21 protein-coding genes and 1 pseudogene are annotated in these 21,424 nt (G+C 60.5%); 17 read left to right on the top strand and 5 right to left on the bottom strand.

Annotated features, from left to right (window positions below; all coding sequences use genetic code 11):
• Window positions 1-101 precede the first annotated feature (101 nt).
• The 10 genes and pseudogenes from CGA21_RS17440 to CGA21_RS17400 all read left to right on the top strand — a co-directional run bounded on the left by CGA21_RS17440 (window position 102) and on the right by CGA21_RS17400 (window position 10,355).
• On the top strand, window positions 102-566 hold the full coding sequence (locus tag CGA21_RS17440; RefSeq protein ID WP_110748836.1) for a methylglyoxal synthase: 465 nt from the start codon (window positions 102-104) through the stop codon (window positions 564-566).
• 77 nt (window positions 567-643) lie between these two features.
• Window positions 644-1,162, top strand: a complete 519-nt coding sequence (locus tag CGA21_RS17435) for an RNA polymerase sigma factor (RefSeq protein ID WP_110748835.1) — start codon at window positions 644-646, stop codon at window positions 1,160-1,162.
• Between the two features lie 99 nt (window positions 1,163-1,261).
• Window positions 1,262-2,227, top strand: a complete 966-nt coding sequence (locus CGA21_RS17430; RefSeq protein WP_188264690.1) for a FecR family protein — start codon at window positions 1,262-1,264, stop codon at window positions 2,225-2,227.
• Window positions 2,228-2,349: 122 nt separating this feature from the next.
• Entirely contained in the window at window positions 2,350-4,914 is a 2,565-nt protein-coding gene (locus CGA21_RS17425) for a TonB-dependent receptor (RefSeq protein WP_188264689.1), read from the top strand.
• A 112-nt stretch (window positions 4,915-5,026) separates the two neighbouring features.
• A complete protein-coding gene (locus CGA21_RS17420; protein ID WP_188264688.1) occupies window positions 5,027-5,626 on the top strand; it encodes a biliverdin-producing heme oxygenase in 600 nt (199 codons plus the stop codon).
• A 157-nt stretch (window positions 5,627-5,783) separates the two neighbouring features.
• Complete coding sequence (locus CGA21_RS17415; RefSeq protein ID WP_110748828.1) at window positions 5,784-6,173, top strand: YbaN family protein; 390 nt, start codon at window positions 5,784-5,786, stop codon at window positions 6,171-6,173.
• A 136-nt stretch (window positions 6,174-6,309) separates the two neighbouring features.
• Window positions 6,310-7,608: pseudogene (locus CGA21_RS30440) on the top strand (chemotaxis protein); the annotation flags it as partial.
• A gap of 150 nt (window positions 7,609-7,758) precedes the next feature.
• Window positions 7,759-8,514, top strand: coding sequence for a methyl-accepting chemotaxis protein (locus tag CGA21_RS30435; RefSeq protein WP_371259762.1), 756 nt, complete (start codon window positions 7,759-7,761; stop codon window positions 8,512-8,514).
• A gap of 46 nt (window positions 8,515-8,560) precedes the next feature.
• A complete protein-coding gene (locus CGA21_RS17405; RefSeq protein ID WP_110748824.1) occupies window positions 8,561-9,907 on the top strand; it encodes a CoA transferase in 1,347 nt (448 codons plus the stop codon).
• A gap of 130 nt (window positions 9,908-10,037) precedes the next feature.
• On the top strand, window positions 10,038-10,355 hold the full coding sequence (locus CGA21_RS17400; protein ID WP_188264686.1) for an XRE family transcriptional regulator: 318 nt from the start codon (window positions 10,038-10,040) through the stop codon (window positions 10,353-10,355).
• Between the two features lie 70 nt (window positions 10,356-10,425).
• Here the strand turns inward: CGA21_RS17400 and CGA21_RS17395 are convergent, their stop codons facing one another.
• Entirely contained in the window at window positions 10,426-11,484 is a 1,059-nt protein-coding gene (locus CGA21_RS17395; protein WP_188264685.1) for an MBL fold metallo-hydrolase, read from the bottom strand.
• A gap of 214 nt (window positions 11,485-11,698) precedes the next feature.
• Here CGA21_RS17395 and CGA21_RS17390 point away from each other — a divergent pair, with 214 nt between their 5' ends.
• The 6 genes from CGA21_RS17390 (at window position 11,699) to CGA21_RS17365 (ending at window position 17,617) form a co-directional block, all read left to right on the top strand.
• Complete coding sequence (locus CGA21_RS17390) at window positions 11,699-12,310, top strand: TetR/AcrR family transcriptional regulator (protein ID WP_188264684.1); 612 nt, start codon at window positions 11,699-11,701, stop codon at window positions 12,308-12,310.
• 123 nt (window positions 12,311-12,433) lie between these two features.
• Window positions 12,434-12,967, top strand: a complete 534-nt coding sequence (locus tag CGA21_RS17385; protein ID WP_188264683.1) for a DUF1003 domain-containing protein — start codon at window positions 12,434-12,436, stop codon at window positions 12,965-12,967.
• A gap of 207 nt (window positions 12,968-13,174) precedes the next feature.
• On the top strand, window positions 13,175-14,302 hold the full coding sequence (locus CGA21_RS17380) for a glycerophosphodiester phosphodiesterase (protein ID WP_188264682.1): 1,128 nt from the start codon (window positions 13,175-13,177) through the stop codon (window positions 14,300-14,302).
• A gap of 88 nt (window positions 14,303-14,390) precedes the next feature.
• Entirely contained in the window at window positions 14,391-14,699 is a 309-nt protein-coding gene (locus tag CGA21_RS17375) for a PepSY domain-containing protein (protein ID WP_188264681.1), read from the top strand.
• 159 nt (window positions 14,700-14,858) lie between these two features.
• Window positions 14,859-15,881 carry a transporter gene (locus tag CGA21_RS17370; protein WP_110749056.1) on the top strand — a complete coding sequence of 341 codons (1,023 nt, stop codon included), beginning with the start codon at window positions 14,859-14,861 and terminating at the stop codon, window positions 15,879-15,881.
• Window positions 15,882-16,003: 122 nt separating this feature from the next.
• The gene (locus tag CGA21_RS17365; protein ID WP_188264680.1) at window positions 16,004-17,617 is read left to right on the top strand and encodes an inorganic phosphate transporter; all 1,614 of its coding nucleotides are present in this window, start codon (window positions 16,004-16,006) and stop codon (window positions 17,615-17,617) included.
• A gap of 132 nt (window positions 17,618-17,749) precedes the next feature.
• Here the strand turns inward: CGA21_RS17365 and CGA21_RS17360 are convergent, their stop codons facing one another.
• Entirely contained in the window at window positions 17,750-18,187 is a 438-nt protein-coding gene (locus tag CGA21_RS17360) for a multidrug/biocide efflux PACE transporter (RefSeq protein ID WP_188264679.1), read from the bottom strand.
• Window positions 18,188-18,276: 89 nt separating this feature from the next.
• Here CGA21_RS17360 and CGA21_RS17355 point away from each other — a divergent pair, with 89 nt between their 5' ends.
• Entirely contained in the window at window positions 18,277-19,131 is an 855-nt protein-coding gene (locus CGA21_RS17355) for a LysR family transcriptional regulator (RefSeq protein WP_110748806.1), read from the top strand.
• A gap of 111 nt (window positions 19,132-19,242) precedes the next feature.
• On the opposite strand, the gene CGA21_RS17350 is transcribed toward CGA21_RS17355, so the two are convergent.
• The 3 genes from CGA21_RS17350 to CGA21_RS17340 all read right to left on the bottom strand — a co-directional run bounded on the left by CGA21_RS17350 (window position 19,243) and on the right by CGA21_RS17340 (window position 21,316).
• Window positions 19,243-20,478 (bottom strand): RNA polymerase sigma factor, encoded by a 1,236-nt coding sequence (locus tag CGA21_RS17350; protein ID WP_188264678.1) that lies wholly within the window; start codon window positions 20,476-20,478, stop codon window positions 19,243-19,245.
• 1 nt (window position 20,479) lies between these two features.
• Window positions 20,480-20,824: a YciI family protein gene (locus tag CGA21_RS17345; protein ID WP_188264677.1), complete on the bottom strand. Its 345-nt coding sequence runs from the start codon at window positions 20,822-20,824 to the stop codon at window positions 20,480-20,482.
• A 66-nt stretch (window positions 20,825-20,890) separates the two neighbouring features.
• A complete protein-coding gene (locus tag CGA21_RS17340) occupies window positions 20,891-21,316 on the bottom strand; it encodes a YybH family protein (RefSeq protein ID WP_188264676.1) in 426 nt (141 codons plus the stop codon).
• Window positions 21,317-21,424: the final 108 nt, after the last annotated feature.

The raw sequence follows: 21,424 nt of genomic DNA, 5'->3' as shown, positions 1-21,424 counted from the left end.
CAGGCTGCGATCTTTTGATGTTGCTTTTTAGAAACAAGATCAAAAGATCGCAGCCTGCGGCAGCTCCTACACAGGACGCATAAAGCTTTGGAGTTGTACCCATGATCGGCATCAGCTTTACCCAAAAAACCATGGCAGCGCGCAAGCGTATCGCCCTGGTCGCCCATGACCACTGCAAAGTGTTTTTGCTGGACTGGGCGGAACGGCAGAAAGACCGGCTCGCGCAACATGAACTGGTCGCCACCGGCACCACCGGTTTGTTATTGCAACAACGCCTCGACCTGCCGGTGGAGAGCATGATCAGCGGCCCGCTGGGCGGTGACCAACAGCTCGGCGCGCGAATCGCCGAGCAACGGGTCGACATGCTGGTGTTCTTCTGGGACCCGTTCGAACCTCAGCCACACGACCCGGACATCAAGGCATTGCTACGGGTCGCGGCGGTCTGGAACATTCCCGTGGCGTGCAATGAATGCAGCGCCGACTACCTGCTCAGCAGCCCGCTGATGGATCAGGCACACGGGCATCGGATTCCGGATTACCCCATGTATCTGCAGGGTCGGGCGTAGTCCTTCACAAATCAAGGCTTGACCATTCGAGCGGATGATAAGCATTATCATTCACTCGAAATGGATCAGGTCCTCCCGTGAGTCAATCGCGTTTCAACGACGTCTTCATCTCCCAGCGAATCTCTCTGCTGCGCACGCTGGAGCGGATGGTCAACAATCACAGCACCGCCGAAGACCTCTTGCAGGAGACTTACCTGCGGGTGAGCCGTGCACTCGGCGAGCGAGCCATCGATCACCTGGAACCCTTCGTTTTCCAGACTGCCCGCAACCTGGCACTGGACCATTTGCGCGCGCGGCGCATCCACTCGCGCACCATGGTCGATGACGTGCCACCGGACGTGGTGGAAAGTATTGCCGCCCCCGCCAGCAGTGCCGAGGACGCCGCCCATGCCGAACAATTGCTCGAACGTTTGAACGTGCGCCTCAGTCAACTCAGCTCCCGCCAGCAGCAAATTTTCATCCTCAGCCGCCTGCACGGCCATAGCTATCTGGAGATCGCCGAGAAACTCGGCGTCTCACTCAGTACCGTGCAGAAGGAGCTGAAGTTGATCATGACCATCTGCATCGGCGTCGCCGACCGGTCGAATGGCCACTGAGCCACCCGTGGCTCGACGACCTTGTTCATCAGGGCTACCCTTGGCCCTCTTTTGCGCTCCACTAAAAAAACAGCTGCACAGACACGCCGAGGAAACCCCGTGACGGACACCCACCGCGCCCCTTCGCCCTCACCGGCGCAGGCCACAGCCGAGGCGATGGACCAGGCCCTGGACTGGCTGATCGTGTTGGACAGCCCGAGCGAAGAACAGTCCCGCCAGTTCCACCAATGGCTCGCGGCCGATCCTGCGCACGCCGAGGCATTCGCCAGGGCGCAGGCGATATGGAACGGTGCGCAAGTCACGCAATGCGCGCAAAAACTGGCCTCGCGCCCAGTCAAAGTCACTGTGCTGTCGCGTCTGCGCCCGCACTGGAAACCCTTGGCCACCGCCGCCGTGCTGATCCTCGGTTTGTTCAGCTTCAGCAATCTGCCGATGCGCCTGCAGGCCGACCACCTGACCGTGGTCGGTGAACGCCAGCGCCTGCAACTGGAGGACGGTTCGAAAGTCCTGCTCAATACCAACTCGGCGTTTTCCAGCACCATCAACGACCAGAAGCGCGTGGCCCGTCTGTATCAGGGCGAGGCGTTTTTCGACGTGCAGCCGCATCGCGGTCTGCCGTTGGAAATTGACGCGGGCCTGGTTACCGCGAGTGTTCGCGATACGGCATTCGCCGTGCGTTACCTCGACGGCGTAACCCAGGTTCGAGTGCAGCGCGGGGATGTCGACTTGCGCGCCACCGGCGACGACGCCAGGGTGCGCCTGACAGCCGGGGAAAGCATCCGCATCGGCCCCAATGGTTTCGACCAGCCGGCCAAACTGGATGCGGCCACCGACCTGGCCTGGGTCCAGGGTCGCCTGGTGTTTGAAAACTGCCCGCTGAGCCAGGTGCTGGCAGAGCTGCGTCGCTACTATCCGGGCTGGATCATCAACAACAATGAGCAGTTGGCGAATGTTGCCGTGACCGGAAATTATCGTCTCGACCAGCCGCTGGACGTGGTCCGCTCGCTGGCTCACATCACCTCGGCACAGCTCAAGGAATACCCGGCGCTGGTCATCTTGAACTAAATGAGAATTATTTTTACTCGATAGCTGAACCTCGTACGTCTCGTTATAGCCAATGCAATTGATTCGCATCTCTACATGCCAATCAGCACCTATAAAGATTCGTGCGACACGGAGCGCTATCGATGTCCTCTCGCCTTACCCGCCCAGTTAGTTCACCTTCTTGCGTACTGTCGCTGCTGACCGCCGCCATTCTGATGGCCGGTGCTGTGCCGGTCATGGCCGCCACGGCCCCTGAACAGTCGGCGCGCAAAATGGGCGATTACGCATTCGCCATTGCGCCACAGTCGCTGGTGTCGGCACTCAATTCGTTCACCGCCGTGACAGGCTGGCAGCTCGGCTTTTCAGCCGAACTGGCGCAAGGGATGGACTCACCGGGCGTGCGCGGATCGCTGCCAGCGGAAAAAGCCCTGGATCGCCTGTTGGTGGGGACCAACCTGAGCTATCGCAAACTCGGCAACAACAACATCGTGCTGGAGCGCCGAAGCAGCGCCGGGACCCTGAACCTGGAACAGGTGACCATCAGCGCCACGCGCCAGGAACAGGACGTGAGCAGCGTGCCCAGCACCGTCACCGTCCACACCCGCGAGGAACTCGACCGCAACAACGTCAACAGCATCAAGGATCTGGTGCGCTACGAACCGGGTGTATCGGTAGGCGGCACCGGTACCCGCGCGGGCCTTTCCGGCTACAACATCCGCGGTATCGACGGTGACCGTGTGCTGACCCAGGTCGACGGGGTCCAGGTGCCCGATGGTTTCTTCAATGGTCCGTACGCCCAGACCAACCGCAACTATGTCGACCCGGAAATCGTCAAGCGCGTGGAAATCCTGCGCGGCCCGGCTTCGGTGCTGTACGGCAGCAGCGCCATTGGTGGCGCGGTCAGCTACTACACACTGGACCCGGACGACATCATCAAGCCAGGCCAGGACGTCGGTGCTCGCCTGAAGACCGGCTACAGCTCGGCCGATGAAAGTTGGCTCACCTCCGGCACCGTGGCCGGTCGCACCGCAGAGTTCGACGGCTTGCTGCACCTGAGCCAGCGCAACGGCCATGAAACGCAGTCCCATGGCGAAACGGGCGGAACCGGCCTGGACCGCACCGAAGCCAACCCCGAGGACGTGCGCACCACCAACGTGCTGGTCAAGCTCGGCTGGGACTACGCCGACGATGCGCGCTTCGGCTTGACTTACGAGCACTACAAGGACGATCGCGACACCAATCAGCTAAGCGCCGTGGGTGGCCCGTTCAACGCAGGACGCGGCTTCGGCTTCTATAAATCGCGCACCGGCAACGACACCATCACCCGCGAGCGCTTCGGCCTGGATCACCGTTTTGCCGTGGACAGCCTCCTGGCTGACAACATCAAGTGGACGTTGAATTACCAGATTGCCAAGACCGACCAGCGCACCGAAGAAATCTACGCACCGTCACGTACGGTGCTGCGTAACCGCGATACCACCTACAAGGATCGCCAATGGGTATTCGACGCCCAGGCTGACAAGGCGTTTGGCATTGCCGACACCGACCATGTGATCACTTATGGCACCACCATCAAGCAGGACAAAGTCACCGGCCTGCGCACCGGTAGCGGCACCTGCCTGACCGTGGCCGGTGCTTGTCGCGTCATGGGTGCTGCAAGCGCTGCCGACACGTTGACCCCGGCCAGTGATTTTCCGGATCCGACCATCAACACCTACAGCCTGTTCGCCCAGGACCAGATCGCCTGGAACAACTGGACCTTCGTGCCCGGCCTGCGCTACGACTACACCCAGCTCAAGCCGCACCTGACCAAAGAGTTCCTGGCCACTGCCGACCAGAGCGGCAACGGTGAGGTGAACGACGACGAAAAAACCTGGCATCGCCTGTCACCGAAATTCGGCACGACTTACCGCTTCGATGACAACTACACCTGGTACGGCCAATACGCTGAAGGCTTCCGCACGCCGACCGCCAAGGCTCTCTATGGTCGCTTCGAAAACCTGGCTGGCGGCTATCAGGTCGCGCCCAATCCCGACCTCGAACCAGAAAAGAGCAAGAGTTATGAAACCGGCCTGCGCGGGCAGTTCGAGGCCGGTACTTTCGATGTCGCGGTGTTCTACAACAAATATCGCGACTTCATTGACGAGAACGCCATTACTCCCGGCTACACCGAGACCACGTTCCAGAGCAACAACATCAAGCACGCCACCATCAAGGGCATGGAGCTCAAGGGGCGCTTGAACCTGGATGCCTTCGGCGCGCCAAGCGGCCTCTACACACAGGGCTCGGTGGCCTACCTGTATGGTCGCAACGATGACAGCGGCGAACCGCTTAACAGCATCAACCCGCTGACCGGCGTATTCGGTCTGGGCTATGACCAGGACAAGTACGGCACATTGCTGAGCTGGACCCTGGTCAAACGCAAGACGCGGGTCGACAGCACCAGCTTCAACACCCCGGACGGCACCAGCACGCAGTTCAAGACACCGGGTTACGGCGTGCTCGACCTGGCGGGTTTCTACAAGGTGACCGACGACCTGACCGTGAATGCCGGCCTGTACAACCTGACCGACAAAAAGTACTGGCAGTGGGATGACGTACGCGGCTACGACAGCGTCGGCGAAGCCTCGGTGACACAGCCCGCCAACCTCGATCGCCTGACCCAGCCTGGACGCAATTTCGCGATCAATCTGGTGTGGGATATCTGACCCCGACTGCCTCGCCATGCGACTTGATAAAGCCGCCTGGCGAGGATTTTTACTGTCATGCCCCTGCTCATTCGTCTCGTTACCAGGCACTTCTCTTTCTCAAGGATTTCCCATGACTCAGGACTCGACTCAACGCCCGGCCTTGCGCTCGCAACGCCTGAACCAGATCACCCATGAACCCCACGGCAAACTCGACGCCCTGGTCAAAACCCACGCACCGTTCGAAACCCAGGCTAATTTCGCCCGCTTCGTAGTGGCGCAGTACCTGTTTCAGTCGGAGCTGGTGGCGCTGTACAACGATGCCGAACTGACCGCCATCGTCCCCGACCTGCCTGAACGCTGCCGTGCCGAGGCCGCCAAGGCGGACCTGGCAGACCTGGAAACCGAAGTACCGGCGCCAGTCGCAGGTGCCGTGCACAACCCGAGCACAGCGCAGGCGCTGGGCTGGCTCTTTGTCTCTGAAGGCTCGAAGCTGGGCGCCGCGTTCCTGATCAAGCGCGCTGTGGGCCTTGGCCTGAGCGAGACCTTCGGTGCCCGTCACCTCGGCGAACCGGCCGGTGGTCGTGCGCAAGGCTGGAAAAACTTCGTCAAGACCCTGGACGGACTCGAACTCAGCGCCCAGGAAGAATCCGAGCTGGACAAAGGCGCCATCGATGCCTTCAACCGCTTCACGGTGTTGCTGGAACAGGCTTACATTCCAGAACTTGCCTGAAGAAACACCCTCCCCTGTGGGAGCGAGCCTGCTCGCGAAGAGGTCAGCACATGCGACGTTTATGTCGAATGACACACCGCATTCGCGAGCAGGCTCGCTCCCACAATGGACCGAGCAAGTCTGTAAGATCCCGACCCGCCTCATGCCACCAGAGCCCATGCCTGCCTCCTCCAAACTCGCCCGCCTCCTCTTCGGCCTGCTGGCCTATGTCAGCCTCGCCATCGGCCTGGTCGCCATCGTCATACCCGGCCTGCCGACCACCGAATTCATCCTGTTGGCCGCCTGGGCTGCCACCCGCAGCTCGCCGCGCTTGAGCGCCTGGCTGGAAAATCATCGGCTGTTCGGCCCTATTCTCGGTAACTGGCGCAACGGCAAGATCATCGCGCGCCGGGCCAAGGTCAGCGCCACCGTCAGCATGCTGCTGTGCGCCACGTTGATGCTGGTCATGCTCGATCACGGCTGGCCGATCTACCTGGCGATTGCCGGGATGGGCCTGGGCAATTTGTGGATCTGGTCGCGACCGGAGTCACTGGCGCGAGAACCTTAGAGGTCGCCGCGACTTTCTCCGTTTTTTTATCCACTTTGCGGCACATTTTTCCGCGCAAACGTTTAATCATGACCGTTCGTCGGCAGCCCGCTCATGCAATCTGTGCCCCAGGCCGATGTGCATTGAATGGCGCTAAATGGATTTGGCGTGTCGAGCCGCAATGGCTCACAGCCGCCCCCTCATCCATTCGCGAGCTCGCCCTATGTTCGACTCACTGTCCATCCGCCTGAAAATCGTCCTGCTGTCCGGTCTGTGCCTGCTTGGCGTGGTCGCCTCGATAGTGGGCATGAACCTCTACCAGACCAATCAGAACGATGAACTGGTCAGCGCTTCCAGTAGCAGGATGCTCACCGAGAGCGTGCAGAACCTGCTGCAGGCCAAGGCCGCCGAGCAAGGGGTGCGGGTGCAGAAGACGTTTGCTGAAACCCAGACCGTGGTGACCGCCCTGGCGGACCAGATCAAGGACATGCGCAACATGGCCGCCAAGCGGTCGCTTGAACCCGGCGCCCTGCGTGAGGAGTTGAACCAGAGCCTGAAAACCGCCTTCGAGCGCAACGGCAAAGTGCTGGGCATCTGGCTGGCATTCGAACCCAATGGCCTGGACGGCAAGGACAGTGAGTTCGTCAATGACGCGGCCCGCCAATCCAACGAAGCCGGACGCTTCGCCACTTACTGGAGCCGTGCCGGGGGAGAAGCGCTGAACACGATCATGGTCGAGGAGGACATGACCAAGACCACCCTGAACCTCAGCGGCACGCCCTACAACGTCTGGTACACCTGCCCTCGGGACAGCAAGCGCACCTGCCTGCTCGACCCTTATGCCGATACCGTTGGCGGCAAGGAAGTGTTGATGACCACCATTTCCGTGCCGCTGCTGGTGGATGGCAAGTCCATCGGCGTAGTCGGTATCGACATCGCCCTCGATGCGCTGCAAGCAGCGGCGGTCGACTCCCAGCGTGAGTTGTTCAACAACGCCGGCCACATGCTGATCGTTTCCGGCACCGGTGTGGTGGCGGCGTACAGCGTCGATCCGACGAAGGTAGGCAAGAGCATCGGTGACACCCTCGGTGCGGACGGCAAGGACATCTTGCAATTGCTTGCCAGCGGTGCGCCGAAGATTCTCCAACAAGGCGACCTGATTCGGGCGGTGTACCCGGTCAGTCCGATTGCCGACGCCAAGGCGTGGGCCGTGGTGATCGACCTGCCCAGGCAAGTGCTGCTGGCCGATTCGGTAAAACTGCAAGCGGTACTCGATGACGCCCAGCAGAGCGGCACGATCAAAGCCGTGGGCGTGGCGATCATTGCCGGCCTGATTGGCCTGCTGCTGATGTGGCTGACCGCCTCGGGCGTGACCCGACCGATCAACAGCGTGGCGCAAATGCTCAAGGCGATAGCCAGTGGCGACGGCGACCTGACCCAGCGGCTGAACTACGGCAAGCGGGATGAGCTGGGCGAACTGGTCAACTGGTTCAATCGTTTCCTCGACAAGCTGCAGCCGACCATCGCGCAGATCAAGCAGAGCATCACCGATGCCCGCGGCACCGCCGACCAGTCTTCGGAAATCGCCCGCCAGACCAGCGAAGGCATGCAGGTGCAATTTCGCGAAATCGACCAGGTCGCCACCGCGTCCAATGAAATGAGCGCCACCGCCCACGACGTCGCCAACAGCGCATCGAACGCCGCCAACGCGGCCAAGGGTGCCGATCAGTCGGCCCGCGATGGCATGCAGATCATCGAGCGCAGCACCCGTGACATCAATCAACTGGCCGACGAGGTCAGCAAGGCCGTGACTGAAGTCGAGGCATTGGCGGTCAACAGCGAGCAGATCGGTTCGGTATTGGAAGTCATCCGCAGCATCGCCGAACAGACCAACCTGCTGGCGCTCAACGCAGCGATCGAAGCCGCCCGTGCCGGCGAGAGCGGGCGCGGTTTTGCAGTGGTCGCCGACGAAGTGCGCAACCTGGCCAAGCGCACCCAGGACTCGGTGGAAGAAATTCGCCTGGTGATCGAACGCATCCAGAGCGGCACCCGCGGCGTGGTCGCCACCATGCACTCAAGCCAGACCCAGGCCCACAGCAACGCCGGGCAGATCCAGCAAGCGGTCCAGGCCCTGGGTAAAATCAGCGACGCGGTCACGGTGATCAGCGACATGAACCTGCAGATCGCCAGCGCCGCCGAACAGCAAAGCGCCGTGGCTGAAGAGGTCAACCGCAACGTTTCGGCGATTCGTACCGTCACCGAAACGCTGACCGGACAAGCCACCGAATCGGCGCAGATCAGCAGCCAGCTCAATGCCCTGACCACCCAGCAGATGAAACTGATGGATCAGTTCAGGGTGTAAAGGTTTTTTGATTTATGCTCGGGCTCTCGTTCCGGAGGGCCCGTCGATGACTGATCTGCTCACGTCCATTCAAGCCGAACTCGGCATGCCGCACACCCCTGTTGCGTTCACTTCCAGCGGCGCCCTGCCCTCGGTGTTTGCCGTCACCGACCTGGCTTGCGCCAGCATCGCGGCCGCCGGCCAGGCTGTCAGCGAATTGTTGCACCAGCAAACCGGTCGCTTGCCCGGCCTGGAAGTCGACCGGCGCCTGGCGTCATTCTGGTTCTCCAGTTCGATCCGCCCGCTAGGCTGGAACGTACCACCGCTGTGGGACCCGATCGCCGGTGACTACGCCACCAAAGATGGCTGGATCCGCCTGCACACCAATGCGCCCCATCACCGCGCCGCCGCCGAATCGGTGTTGGGCGCCTGCGTCGACCGCAAGGCGATGGCCAGCAAAGTGGCGCAATGGGCCAAGAGTGATCTGGAACAGGCCGTGGTCGAAGCCGGTGGCTGTGCCGCCGAAATGCGCAGTTGGGACCAGTGGCAGGTCCATGCGCAAGGGCTCGCGGTCAACGCTGAACCGCTGATTCAATTCATCGCCGGCCACAACCGACCCGGCACACCCTGGCAAGGTTCGGTAGCGCGACCACTGGCCGCCATCAAGGTGCTGGACTTGACCCGCGTGCTTGCTGGCCCCGTCGCCAGCCGTTTTCTCGCGGGCCTGGGCGCTGATGTGCTGCGCATCGACCCACCCTCCTGGAACGAGCCGGGCGTAGTGCCGGAAATGACACTGGGCAAGCGTTGCGCACGCCTGGATCTGCACGATAAATCCGATCGATTGGTATTCGAAGGCCTGCTCAAGGACGCCGACGTCCTGCTCCACGGTTACCGCGCCGATGCCCTGGAGCGTCTGGGCTTCGGTGCCGCCGAACGCCAGCAACGGTTCCCTGGCCTGATCGACGTTTGCCTCAACGCCTACGGCTGGAGTGGCCCGTGGCAGAACCGCCGCGGCTTCGACAGCCTGGTGCAGATGAGCTGCGGCATCGCTGACGCGGGTATGCGCCTCACGCAGGCGGAAAAACCGACACCCTTGCCGCTGCAGGCGCTCGATCATGCCACCGGTTATTTGATGGCGGCCAGTGCGATCAGGTTATTGGCAGCACGCTTGAACAGCGGACAGGGTGGTTCGGCGCGATTGTCATTGGCGCGTACGGCAAAACTGTTGATCGATAACGGTCCCGGCAACAACACGCCACTACGGGCCGAGGATGAGCACGATCAGGGCATGCTGGTCGAGCAAACGCCATGGGGCCCGGCGCATCGCTTGCACGTGCCGCTGAAAATCACCGGGACGCCGGTGCAGTGGACGCTCGCGGCATCTGAACTGGGAGCACATCGCGCGCAGTGGTGAGCCCGCAAACTTCCGTCTGGCCATGGGCAGGAAATAGTTAAAATCGAAAAATGCGTTTGATCCGGATCGAAAACAACTGTACAAAAACACAGTACATTTGAAATCAATACTCTCGAGCCCGGAGAACCCCATGGCCTCTCAAGCGATGAAAATCACCCTGGAACGTATCGCCCTCTTCCAGTTCACCCCGGCCCACTGCGCCCAGGCCCGAGCCATGTTGGGCTGGAGCGTGGGAACGTTATCCCGCGAAGCCGGGGTTTCGGTGCAAGCCATTGAGCGCTTCGAGGCGCGGCAGGAGGTGCTGGATGTCACTCGCCTGGCATTGGCGTATCGGCTTGAATCGGAGGGGCTGGTGTTCTTCCCGGGGTTTGCGCCGGGTAGAGGGATGAATGTGCAAGGGTCTACGCCGAATCCGGTGGGGCGGGAAGATTTTGCAATGGTTGAGTAAGGTCGCAGCTTCAATACTGGTGCTACGACCCGATCCATCCAGGAACGCTCGCCTCTTTTTTGTAGCTGCATCACCCGAGGCTTTGTTGATTCTGGTAGAGCTGCTCTTCGACTTCATACCACCACGCAATGCCGCGCTTGGCAGCCAGCACATTGAATGCCTCGCCCATCCGCGGCGTGGTGATCGAGACATTGCGCTCCCACGCCAGGGCCAGGATGCGGTCGAAGGGTTCGTACCAGGCATGCATCGACAAATCGAAGGTGCCGTTGTGAATCGGTAGCAGCCAGCGACCCTTGAGGTCGAGATGGGCTTGCAGGGTTTGCTCAGGCTGCATGTGCACATGGGGCCAGTCGACGTTGTAGGCGCCGGTTTCCATGAGGGTCAGGTCGAAAGGGCCGTATTGTTCGCCGATACGTTTGAAGCCGTCGAAGTAGCCACTGTCGCCACTGAAGAAGATCCGCGTATCGCCATCGATCATCACCCAAGAGGCCCAGAGGGTGCTGTTGCCGTCGAACAGGCCGCGACCGGAAAAGTGCTGCGAGGGGGTGGCAACGAAATGGATGCCCTCGACCTCAGTGCCCTGCCACCAGTCCAGTTGGCGAATTTTGCTGGCGTCGATACCCCACTTGGCCAGGGTGTCGCCCACGCCCAACGGGGTGAGGAAATACTTGGCCTTGTCGGCCAGCTTACGCACAGCGTGATAGTCCAGATGATCGTAGTGATCGTGAGACAGGATCACCGCTTCAATCGGCGGCAACTGGTCGAGGCTGATCGGCGGCTGGTGAAAACGCTTGGGGCCGGCCCATTGCACGGGGGAAGCACGCTCGGCGAACACCGGGTCGGTAATCCAGAATCTGTCCCGCAGCTTGAGCAGTACAGTGGAATGGCCCAGGCGATAGACGCTGTGGTTGGGCGCCGCCATCAATGCCGCTTGCGTCAACGGTTGCACTGGAACAGGCGCCGTCGGGCGGGTGTTGCGTGGTTTGTGAAACATCGCATTCCAGAGGATGCGCAGGGTTTTGCCAAGGCTCAAATGCTGTATCGGCCTATGGTTTTGAAACTGCCCTTGAGCCTGTCGGGAAGCTTCAGGCATGGAGGTGCCGTTCGCCGGGGGAGTTGATTTGGCCATGAGGAAATGACTCCAGAAAAACCGCTGGTTTCACGATTTTTCGTTTTGGGACGATAAATGGCCAAGGCACGCACGCATCAGCCGAACACGCTATTTTTACCGGGCAGGATTAACAAAACATTACACTGCACAGTGTAGTTTTAAGGTTGCAGCAAAGCCGTCGACAAGTAAACTGCTGAGTGTAATTTTCCTTTTTTCCTGCCGAAGCGTATTTATGACAGCTCCACAGCGCCTCACCGACCGTAAACGCGAAGCCATCATTCAGGCGGCAATTGTCGAATTCCGTGCCAATGGTTTCGACATCACCAGCATGGACAAGATTGCCGCCACCGCCGGGGTGTCCAAGCGCACGGTGTACAATCACTTCCCCAGCAAGGAGGAGTTATTCGCCGAAATCCTCAATCAACTATGGGTACGAATAACCGAGGAACAGGAAGCGCTCTACCGCCCCGACCTGCCCTTGCGAGAACAGATGCGCCAGGTACTGACGGCGAAGCTGCAGATGTTGAGTGATGAAAATCTGCTCGACCTGGCGCGGGTGGCCATAGCCGCCACTATTCATTCTCCCGAGCGCGCGCAAAGCATGGTGACCCGAATGGGTGAGCGCGAAGAAAACCTGACCCTGTGGATTCGCGCCGCCCAGGCCGATGGGCGCTTGAAAGCGGTCGACCCGGCGTTTGCCGCGCAACAAGTCTATGGAATGCTCAAGTCCTTTGCCTTTTGGCCGCAGATCTCAATGGGGTTGCCGGGCTTGTCGGCCGAGATGCGGAGCACTGTGGTGGAATCGGCGCTGGACATGTTCCTGGCCTGCTACGAGTTGCAATAAATGACAATTCGACGGGTCTCCGAACGATTGATCGCGCCGTTTTTTACGGGGGAATGTGTTTCAGAATGAAACTCGCGCTGAGGCTATAGTGAATCTCAGTCCTAGCGCCCTGCAGAGAGCATCATGACCTCCTCGAGCAACGAAGCCCCCACCCCCGTCGATCACCTGCGGTTCCATCGCGCACATGCCCATCTGGCGCCAACCTTTGGCAATGACAAGTTTGCCCTGCGTGCCGAAGCCTTTGCGCGGTTCTTCGGCACACCGACTTTTCTGGGTGCGCAAACCCTGATCGTGGTGATCTGGATGTGTCTGAATCTATTTGGTTTCACCCACTTCGACGCCTACCCGTTCATCCTGCTCAACCTGGCTTTCAGCCTGCAAGCGGCCTATGCCGCCCCTTTGATTCTGTTGGCCCAGACCCGCCAGGCCGCACGGGACAAAGCCCAATCCGATGCCGATGCGCAGCACCGCGAAGCACTGGCGATCGCCAACAGTGAACGACAGGCGGAAGCGGCGAAAAACACCGCACAACTGTTGGAGCTGCTTGAGCAAAACACTCGCCTTACGCAAATGACCAAAGCCCTCAGCGAGCGCATCGAGAACCTGACCACAGAATTGCATCAGCATCTCGTGCGCAAGGACGAGACAAAAACGTGATCGGCCTACGGCAACTTCAGCTGGCGCTCCGATAACCTGTGACAGCCTCAGGGCGTGAGGGGGCAAGAAACGCAAAAGCAGCGACAGTGCACAAAAGCGCGGTAAACATCTGCTTTGAACAGGTTTATGTCGGTCTGACGATAGCGCTTGTCCGGTTCACTTGTTAAAAGAGACCTCTTTGAAACCTATCGCGAAAGGATCTCGACCATGCCGGCCACCTTCACCCAAAGCGCCCTGCTCCTGAGTTTGCTGCTAGTCCTGGGCCAAGCCCAAGCCGCCAGCGAACCCGGCCCCGCCGCATTGGCGACCCGCGCGGGCATTCCACACCCGGCGGTGATCGCCCACCGTGGCGCGTCTTTCGATGCACCGGAATCCACCGCGGCCGCCTATAAATTGGCCCGCGACCTGGGCGTCGATTATCTGGAACTGGACCTGCAGCGCAGCAAGGATGGCGTGCTGTTCGCCCTGCATGACAATAATCTGCAACGCACCACCGACGTCGCCAGCAAGTTCCCCGAACGCAAGGACAGCCCGGCCAACGCCTTCACCATGGCCGAGCTGAAAACCCTGGACGCCGGCAGTTGGTTCAACACGGCCTATCCAGATCGCGCGCAGCCTGCGTTTGCCGGCCTGAAAATCCTCACCCTCGATGAAATCATCGACATCGCCCAAGGCAATCCACTGCACAAGCCTGGCCTGTATATCGAAACCAAGGAGCCAAAGCAGTTTCCCGGCATCGAACACGATCTCAAGGAAAAACTCCAGGATCGCGGCTGGCTGAGCCCCGCGGGGTCGAAGCTGGCCAAAAGCGCACTGGGCGTTGGCCAGGGCAAAGGCAAGGTGGTGCTGCAAACCTTCGAGAAGAGCAGCCTCGAACTGTTGCAAAAGGAAATGCCGCAGGTGCCGAAGATCCTGTTGCTGTGGGTCGGCGAAGGCAGCATCGAGCCAAAATCGACAGTGAGCTTTGCCGAGTCCGGCGAGAAGGATAAGGCCGCTTACTACGCTAGACAGCAACCGAAAGACCAAGCCGAATTCCAGCGTTGGGTCGACTACGCCAAGTCCCAGGGTGCGATCGGCACAGGCCCGTCCGCTGCACTGACCCACGGTGGCGATCAGAGCTACGCCGACCTGGTGCAGCCGTGGATGAACCAGTACACCCACGATCAGGGCCTGCTGGTGCATGTCTACACCATTGATGAGGCGGCGGACTTCCAGAAAGTCATGGATGCCGGGGTCGACGGTATTTTCACCAACCGCGCCAGCGAATTGCTCAAGTTCTACAAGCGCCCGGCGACGGCAAGTGTGGCGCAGGTGCTACGCAATAATGGATATTGATCATTCGGTTCAAGGGAATTTAAGCGTGAATTAAGTTGCCACAATTAATCTGATCCCACTTAAACGGCTCACCCAAGGAATGAACCTCATGAGAACCCTGACCGCACTGTTCACCGCTGCCGCCCTGACCTTCACCGCCGGCCTGGCCCAGGCCAAAGACGTGCCCGTCGACCAGATCCCTCAGTTGGTCAAGGATAGCAAGATCAAGCCGCTGGAAGAGCTGAACCAGATCGTAATGAAGCTGCACCCGGGTGCCACGATTACTGACAGCGAGCTGGACAACCACTTCAACGGCTATGAGTACGAAGTCGAGTTGCTCGATGCCAACAAAGTTGAATGGGACGTGGACCTGAATGCCGCCACCGGCGAAGTCCTGAAGAACAAAAAAGACGACTGATGCACACCACAAAAAGCCGCACGATTTCCCCTCGTGCGGCTTTTTTGCGTTTGAGTGGCCGATCTGGCCGAGGTCACAAATTCGTCATCCAGCCTTGCGATGATGCGGCTCACGTGAACCTGTAAAACACGCGACAGGCGCCCCCCCATGCGAGCCCTCATGAACCACAGCATCGATCACAGTCATCGCGATCCGGATCTGTTCGGCCTGCTTTACGGTTTCAGCTTTCGTCCCGGTGAGCGCGGCCAGGAGATCGATTCGGCCAGGGCCTTGCAGTACCTGCAACATCCGCAAGACACCGAGCAATTTCTCTGGCTGCACCTGAACCTCGCCCATGCCGCGTGCGAACGCTGGATGAAGAGCCATCTGGAACTGCCCGACGAGTTTTTCGAGGCCCTGCATGAGGGCTCACGGTCGACGCGCATCGAACATGTGGATTCGGCATTGCTGGCGGTGGTCAACGACGTTGTGTTCAACCTCAGCAGCATGACGTCCTCGGATGTCTCGACCCTGTGGGTCTGCGCGCGCAGTCGACTGCTCATCAGCGCACGCCTGCAACCGCTGCATTCGGTGGACAAGCTACGTTCGTCGGTAAAGGCCGGTGAATGCTTCCGCTCGCCGCTGGAGTTGCTGGTGCATCTGCTGCGTGACCAGGGCGAAGTGCTGACCCAGATCGTGCGCAAGACCAGCCTGAGCGTGGATCAGGTCGAAGATGAACTGCTGTCCTCGCGCCTGTCGACCAACCGTGCGGAACTGGGGGCCAATCGTCGGGTGCTGGTGCGTCTGCAACGCCTGCTGGCGCTGGAGCCCGGCTCGTTGCTGCGCCTGCTCAATCGCCCGCCGCCCTGGTTGCAGAAGGAAGACGTCAAGGAGTTGCGCAAGTCCACCGAGGAGTTTGCGCTGATCATCAACGACCTCACGGCGCTGGGCGAACGGATCAAGCTGCTGCAGGAGGAAATCGCCGCCAACCTCAACGAACAGAGTAACCGCACCCTGTTCACCCTCACGGTGGTGACGGTGCTGGCCTTGCCGATCAATATCATTGCCGGTTTCTTCGGCATGAACGTGGGTGGGGTGCCGCTCTCACAGGACCCGGAGGGGTTCTGGATTCTGGTGGCGCTGGTTGCGACCTTTACCCTGATTGCAGGACGCTGGGCGTTTCGCAAGCGTCAGGATTTGTAGACGCGAGCGATCTTTCGACGGGTGGTCGCCGTAAAAAACCAAAACCTGATCCAGCTCAGTTCTCCTGTAATACTTCGCAACGATCATGGGCGACACTCCTACCCTTCCCAGGAATGTCCGGCATGGCCAGCCCCTCCTTTACTGCCGCCCCGGCGCCCGCCCGTAGCGCCCATCCACATTTCGACAAGAAACCCGGTGTATTCACCCTGGTGGTGTTTTTTGCAGTACTGAGTATCGGGCTGCTGTTCACCGCCTACAGCCTGATGCACGACGTGAGTGAACTTGGCACGGTGGTGACCACCTGGACGCCATTCCTCCTGCTGGGCGTGGCCTTGCTGATTGCCTTGGGTTTTGAGTTCGTCAACGGTTTCCACGACACCGCCAACGCTGTTGCCACGGTGATCTATACGCACTCGCTGCCACCGAATTTCGCGGTGGTATGGTCCGGGTTCTTCAACTTCCTCGGGGTGCTGCTGTCCAGTGGCGCGGTGGCATTCGGCATCATCGCGTTATTGCCGGTGGAGCTTATCCTGCAAGTCGGCTCCTCCGCCGGCTTCGCCATGATCTTCGCCCTGCTGATCGCCGCGATCCTGTGGAACCTCGGGACTTGGTGGCTGGGCTTGCCAGCATCGTCGTCGCACACCTTGATCGGTTCGATCATCGGAGTCGGCGTGGCCAATGCCCTGATGCACGGGCGTGACGGCACCAGCGGTGTGGACTGGGCGCAGGCGACCAAGGTCGGCTACGCCTTGTTGCTCTCGCCACTGGTCGGCTTCGTCTGCGCCGCGCTGTTGCTGTTGGCCTTGCGTGTCTTCGTCAAGAATCGCGCGCTGTACAAGGCGCCCAAGGGCAATACCCCGCCGCCGTGGTGGATTCGCGGCATGTTGATCCTGACCTGCACCGGCGTGTCCTTCGCCCACGGCTCCAATGACGGTCAGAAAGGCATGGGGCTGATCATGCTGATCCTGGTCGGGACCTTGCCGATGGCGTATGCGCTGAACCGCACCATGCCCGCGGATCAGGCGTTGCAGTTCGCCGCGGTGGCTGAAGTGACCCAACAGGCGCTGGTCAAGAGTGCACCGTTGCCGGCTCCGGCCGACCCGCGAGCGATTCTCTCCGATTACGTGCGCAGCAAAGATGTCACGCCGCAACTGATCCCCGCTCTCACGGCGCTGGCCGGCAACATCGGCAACGAAGTGAAGGGGTATGGTTCGCTGTCCAAAGTGCCGGCCGAGGCCATGGGCAACGTGCGCAACGACATGTACCTGACCAGCGAAACCATTCGCCTGATGGACAAGAACAAGGTCGGTAACTTCGACGCCGACACCACCGGCAAACTGCAGCTGTTCAAGCAGCAAATTGACAACGCCACGCGCTTCATCCCGTTGTGGGTAAAGATCGCCGTGGCGATAGCGCTGGGCCTGGGCACCATGGTCGGCTGGAAGCGTATCGTGGTGACCGTGGGCGAGAAAATCGGCAACACCCACCTGACGTACGCGCAAGGTGCCTCGGCGGAGACCGTGGCCATGCTGACCATCGGTGCCGCCGACCTGTTCGGCTTGCCGGTCTCGACCACCCATGTGCTGTCTTCAGGGGTGGCCGGGACCATGGTTGCCAATGGCGGTGGCTTACAGATGAAGACCATCCGCAATCTGCTGATGGCCTGGGTGTTGACCTTGCCGGCGGCGATTGTGTTGTCGGGCAGTCTCTATTGGCTGTTCACCCAACTGTTTTAACGCCAATCCTTTGTAGGAGCTGGCTTGCCAGCGAAGGCGTCCTCCAGCCTGGCGCTGGTCTTTCGGACGTCTTCGCTGGCAAGCCAGCTCCTACAGAAAACGCGAGCGTATTCAAAAGATGGTATCAGCAGATTACGCGTTGGACGTCGCGCGAATGACCACCCGCTCGCGCACCACGTCATACACCCAGTGGTAAACGTAGGTGTACGGCAGGAAAAACAGCAGCACGCCGATATCCAGCAGGAACGCTTGCCACAGGCTGACATTCAGCCACCACGCAATCAACGGTACGCCGAGGGCCACCAGGCCGCCTTCGAACAACAGCGCGTGCACCACCCGGACCCAGGCGTTGTGCGCAATGGCGAAACGCTTGAGCATGCGGTCGAACAGGCCGTTGAAAACCACGTTCCAGGCCAGGGCCAATACGGCAATGACAACGGTGACGACGCCCATTTCCACCATCGGTTTATCCATGATCCATGCCAGCAAAGGCGTACAAATCAGGATGGCCAACAGTTCGAAACCAATGGCCTGGAAAATACGTTCGGTAATGGATTTATTGGCGCTCATGGCCTGACTCCTTGAGTGACGACGATTGCCATCATCCAGCTTCATGCCGATACTTCATAACCAATAACCATCGATCAAGGCGATAGTTCATGGCGTCCCAGGAAGTGTTGCAGGCGTTCGTCCAGGCAGCGACCCAAGGCTCGTTTTCCGCGGCAGCGCGCAAGCTGGGCCGCAGTCAGTCGACCATCAGCGCCGCCGTCGCCAGCCTGGAAATCGATCTGAACCTGACGCTGTTCGACCGCAGCAGCCGCAAGCCCAGCCTGACCCCGGCCGGGCACGTGATGCTGCAACGGGCCGAAGAGATCCTGGCCGCCACCAGCCGCCTGGAAATGACCGCCAGCCAACTGTCCCAAGGCGTCGAGGCGAAGCTGACCGTGGCGCTCTCGGACACTTATCAATCCGACCGATTCGAAGCCTCGCTCAGTGCGTTCGAACAGCGTTATCCGGACCTGGAGCTCGAATGCCTGATCGCCGAATGCGACGATCTGGTGGCCTTGGTGCAGAGTGGCCGGGCGCAGATAGCCTTCGCCGAAATGCAGGACAGTTATCCACCGGACCTGGTCAATTCGACGGTGGATGAACGCACGGAAATCGCCCTGTTCGTGTCACCCCAACATCCTCTGGCGACGCTGGAACACATCGACCAGGACGTACTGCAACAGCATCGCGAACTGCGCCTGGCGACCATCGTCAATCCGTATGAGAGCCGTGCAAAGGGGCGCGTCTGGTCGGCGCCGAGTTATTTGATGCTGCTGGAAATGGCCCAGGGTGGTTTTGGCTGGGCACCGCTGCCACGCTGGCTGGTAGCACGCTTCGGCCCGGGAACCTTGCAAGAGCTGCAGGTGCGTGGCTGGCCAAAAACGGTGTCGGTGGATGCGCTGTGGTCACGCTTGCATCCGCCGGGGCCGGCTGGGAGTTGGTTGCTGGGCAAGATGCTGGAATAGGGTGTCGCTACTGGCCTCTTCGCGAGTAGGCTCGCTCCCACAAGGGGTTTGTGGTGCACGTCATTCCCTGTGGGAGCGAGCCTGCTCGCGAAGAGGACAGCAAAAATCACATCACTCCAACGACCGCAACCGAGCCTCAATAAACCGCCGCTCCGGTGCTTGCTGCGTCAACTCCAGCGCCCGCTCATAGGCCGCCCGCGCCTGCGCCACCCTGCCCAACTGTCGACAGAACTCCGCCCGCGCCGAATGCGCCAAGTGGTACTCGAGCAGCTCACCACGCGCCAGAATCCCCTCGACCAGCGTCAGCCCTGCCAACGGTCCATCGCGCCTGGAGATCGCCGCCGCCCGATTCAATTCGATCACCGGAGACGGCCACGCCCGCAGCAACACCTCATACAGCCCGACGATCTGCGCCCAGTCGGTTTCCTCGATCGACGGCGCTTCGGCGTGCACCGCCGCAATCGCCGCTTGCAGGCAATACGGACCAAATCGTCGGGAGCCCAATGCCCGCTCCACCAGCGCACAGCCTTCGGCAATCATTTGCGAGTCCCACAGCGTGCGGTCCTGGTCGTCCAGCAAAATCAGGTCGCCGTCCGCGCAGGTCCTGGCCAGGCGCCGAGACTCGTGTAACAACATCAGGGCCAGCAAGCCCACGACCTCCGGCTCCGGCAGCAACTCCATCAACAAACGCCCCAGGCGGATCGCTTCACGGGTCAAGTCTTCGCGGGTCACTTGCGCACCGACGGACGCCGAATAGCCTTCGTTGAACACCAGGTAAATCACCCGCAGCACGCTGTCGAGGCGCTCGGGCAGTTCCGAAAGGGATGGCACCTGATAAGGGATTTTCGCATCACGGATTTTCGCCTTGGCGCGCACGATGCGCTGGGCGATGGTGGCCGGTGCCGATAGAAAAGCCCGGGCGATTTCTTCCGTGGTCAGGTCGCAGACTTCGCGCAGGGTCAACGGCACCTGCGCGTCAGGCGCCAATGCCGGGTGGCAACAGGTGAAGATCAGGCGCAGGCGATCGTCTTCCACGTCTTCGTCACTCCAGTCGGCCTGCTCCAGCGCCTCCAGCTGCGCGACCAGCAGCGGTCGGGACGCGGCAAAACGTGCGCGCCGGCGCAGCACATCGATGGCCTTGAAGCGCCCGGTGGAGACCAGCCAGGCGCGCGGATTATCCGGCACACCGTCCTGCTGCCAGCGTTCGACCGCTACGAAAAACGCCTCATGCAATGCCTCTTCGGCCAGGTCGAAATCGCCGAGCAGGCGAATCAGGGTCGCAAGAATGCGTCGCGACTCCTGGCGATAAACCTGCTCGACCCTGGCCTGTACCGACAGCCCCGGCATCTTAAGGATTCAACTGTCGGACGGGGCGCACTTCGACACTGCCGACCCGCGCCGCCGGGATGTTCCCGGCAATCTGGAGGGCTTCGTTGAGGTCCTTGGCATCGATCAGGTAAAAGCCGGCCAACTGCTCCTTGGTTTCGGCGAACGGGCCGTCGGTGATCGACATCTTGCCGTTGCGCATGCGCACCGTGGTGGCGGTCTGCACCGACTCCAGGGCCTCGGCGGCGACCATCCGGCCGCTGCCCTGGACAGCCTCGGCATAGGCCAGGCACTCCTCGTCCTTGGGGCTCTCGGGCAGCGAATGCAGCAAGTGCTCATCGCTGTAGACCAGGCATAAATACTTCATCGCACTCTCCTGATTGAACGGATAACTATGGCTGCAGTTGGGTGGTCTTGTGTCGCGAACCGACGATCAGGGTTGCAGGTTGAACAAGGTCGTGCCGCTCGTCATGTCGAACGGGGCCGACCAGTGTTCGTGGACGATGCGCCATTGCCCGGCTTCGCGCCGATAGCAGGCGGTCACGCGCATCCAGCAGGCCTGGGTTTCGCCCTGCTCGTTAGTGCCGCCGCAATGGGCCAGCCAATGGGCGAAGGCGATGTGCTCATCGGCCACGATGTTCATGTGGTCGAAGTCGAATGTATGCTGGCCCTGGCACATTTCCATGCACTCCAGCCAATGCGCGCGGTAGGCGGCCTTGCCGCGAAATTGCAGGGCCTTGACCGCGTCGTAGGAGACGATGTCGTCGGCGTACAGGGCCATGATTTTCTCGACGTCCTTCGAGATGACCGCTTCACGGTAGGTGGCGATCAGGTTCTGGATTTCGTGGGTATCGTTCATGGTGGTTCTCCGTGGTTTAAAGAGTGAAGACACCCTTAGTCGACTGGCGATCCGCCAGATCGACAGTCGAAATAAAAATAATCCATGAACGCAAACTCGCTAGAATCC

It is taken from the genome of Pseudomonas sp. PSB11 (assembly GCF_014596605.1).
GTDB lineage: Bacteria > Pseudomonadota > Gammaproteobacteria > Pseudomonadales > Pseudomonadaceae > Aquipseudomonas > Aquipseudomonas umsongensis.
This window is presented reverse-complemented; position numbering and strand designations above follow the sequence as displayed.

Excerpts from the sequence above, each read along its gene's own strand:
- CGA21_RS17440 (WP_110748836.1), top strand. The coding sequence starts at position 102 with ATGATCGGCATCAGCTTTACCCAAAAAACCATGGCAGCGCGCAAGCGT.
- CGA21_RS17425 (WP_188264689.1), top strand. The coding sequence starts at position 2,350 with ATGTCCTCTCGCCTTACCCGCCCAGTTAGTTCACCTTCTTGCGTACTG.
- CGA21_RS17420 (WP_188264688.1), top strand. The coding sequence starts at position 5,027 with ATGACTCAGGACTCGACTCAACGCCCGGCCTTGCGCTCGCAACGCCTG.
- CGA21_RS17415 (WP_110748828.1), top strand. The coding sequence starts at position 5,784 with ATGCCTGCCTCCTCCAAACTCGCCCGCCTCCTCTTCGGCCTGCTGGCC.
- CGA21_RS30435 (WP_371259762.1), top strand. The coding sequence starts at position 7,759 with ATGCAGGTGCAATTTCGCGAAATCGACCAGGTCGCCACCGCGTCCAAT.
- CGA21_RS17405 (WP_110748824.1), top strand. The coding sequence starts at position 8,561 with ATGACTGATCTGCTCACGTCCATTCAAGCCGAACTCGGCATGCCGCAC.
- CGA21_RS17400 (WP_188264686.1), top strand. The coding sequence starts at position 10,038 with ATGGCCTCTCAAGCGATGAAAATCACCCTGGAACGTATCGCCCTCTTC.
- CGA21_RS17395 (WP_188264685.1), bottom strand. The coding sequence starts at position 11,484 with ATGGCCAAATCAACTCCCCCGGCGAACGGCACCTCCATGCCTGAAGCT.
- CGA21_RS17390 (WP_188264684.1), top strand. The coding sequence starts at position 11,699 with ATGACAGCTCCACAGCGCCTCACCGACCGTAAACGCGAAGCCATCATT.
- CGA21_RS17385 (WP_188264683.1), top strand. The coding sequence starts at position 12,434 with ATGACCTCCTCGAGCAACGAAGCCCCCACCCCCGTCGATCACCTGCGG.
- CGA21_RS17380 (WP_188264682.1), top strand. The coding sequence starts at position 13,175 with ATGCCGGCCACCTTCACCCAAAGCGCCCTGCTCCTGAGTTTGCTGCTA.
- CGA21_RS17375 (WP_188264681.1), top strand. The coding sequence starts at position 14,391 with ATGAGAACCCTGACCGCACTGTTCACCGCTGCCGCCCTGACCTTCACC.
- CGA21_RS17370 (WP_110749056.1), top strand. The coding sequence starts at position 14,859 with ATGAACCACAGCATCGATCACAGTCATCGCGATCCGGATCTGTTCGGC.
- CGA21_RS17365 (WP_188264680.1), top strand. The coding sequence starts at position 16,004 with ATGGCCAGCCCCTCCTTTACTGCCGCCCCGGCGCCCGCCCGTAGCGCC.
- CGA21_RS17360 (WP_188264679.1), bottom strand. The coding sequence starts at position 18,187 with ATGAGCGCCAATAAATCCATTACCGAACGTATTTTCCAGGCCATTGGT.
- CGA21_RS17355 (WP_110748806.1), top strand. The coding sequence starts at position 18,277 with ATGGCGTCCCAGGAAGTGTTGCAGGCGTTCGTCCAGGCAGCGACCCAA.
- CGA21_RS17350 (WP_188264678.1), bottom strand. The coding sequence starts at position 20,478 with ATGCCGGGGCTGTCGGTACAGGCCAGGGTCGAGCAGGTTTATCGCCAG.
- CGA21_RS17345 (WP_188264677.1), bottom strand. The coding sequence starts at position 20,824 with ATGAAGTATTTATGCCTGGTCTACAGCGATGAGCACTTGCTGCATTCG.
- CGA21_RS17340 (WP_188264676.1), bottom strand. The coding sequence starts at position 21,316 with ATGAACGATACCCACGAAATCCAGAACCTGATCGCCACCTACCGTGAA.